This window comes from Streptomyces sp. SID1328 (genome assembly GCF_009865595.1).
Lineage (GTDB): Bacteria > Actinomycetota > Actinomycetes > Streptomycetales > Streptomycetaceae > Streptomyces > Streptomyces griseoluteus.
In genome coordinates this window covers 1-881 of record NZ_WWKH01000901.1, presented here as the reverse complement: position 1 = coordinate 881, position 881 = coordinate 1, and the positions used below count along the sequence as shown (strand labels likewise).

Annotated in this window: 1 protein-coding gene; it reads left to right on the top strand. The window is 73.4% G+C overall.

The genetic code is table 11. The features are described 5' to 3' along the window. Position 1 precedes the first annotated feature (1 nt). The coding region (locus GT030_RS28870) for an alpha-amylase family glycosyl hydrolase (protein ID WP_346009764.1) at positions 2-881 on the top strand (880 nt) is incomplete at its 3' end.

Below are 881 nucleotides of genomic sequence, written 5' to 3'. Positions count from 1 at the left end.
GGTGCGCGGTGCCCGGCGCGCCGCGCCGCCCGCGTGGCCGGGGACGCCGACGCCGCTGGGGGCCCGGTTCCGTACCGGTCCGGACGGGGTGGCGGGCACCAACTTCGCGCTGTGGGCGGGCGGCGCGGAGGCGGTGCGGCTGTGCCTGTTCGACGAGCGGGGCCGGGAGACCCAGGTCCGGCTCACCGAACTGACGCACGAGATCTGGCACGGCTTCGTGCCCGGTGTGCTGCCCGGCCGGCGCTACGGCTACCGGGTGGAGGGCCGCTGGGACCCGTGGACCGGCGCCCGCTGGAACCCGGCGAAGCTGCTGCTGGACCCGTACGCCCGCGCGGTGGACGGGGAGTTCGCGCTGCCGCCGGAGGTGTACGGGCATGTGCGGGACTGGCCGGAGCAGGCGTACGCGGACACCGTGCGGGACGAGCGGGACTCGGCGCCCTTCGTGCCCAAGGGCGTGGTGGTGCACGACGACGACGACTGGTCCGACGACCACCGCCCCAAGACGCCGTGGGCGGACTCGGTCATCTACGAGCTGCACGTCAAGGGCTTCACCAAGCTCCACCCCGGCATCCCGGAGGAGCTGCGCGGCACCTACGCCGGTCTCGCGCACCCGGCGGCGATCGAGCACCTGGTGAAGCTGGGCGTGACGGCGGTGGAGCTGCTTCCCGTCCACCAGTTCGCGCACGAGGACCATCTGCTGCGCCGGGGCCTGAAGAACTACTGGGGCTACAACTCCATCGGCTACTTCGCCCCGCACGCGGCCTACGCGGCCTCCGGCACCACCGGCCAGCAGGTCGGCGAGTTCAAGCGGATGGTGCGCGCGCTGCACGCGGCCGGCATCGAGGTGATCCTCGACGTGGTCTACAACCACACCGCCGAGG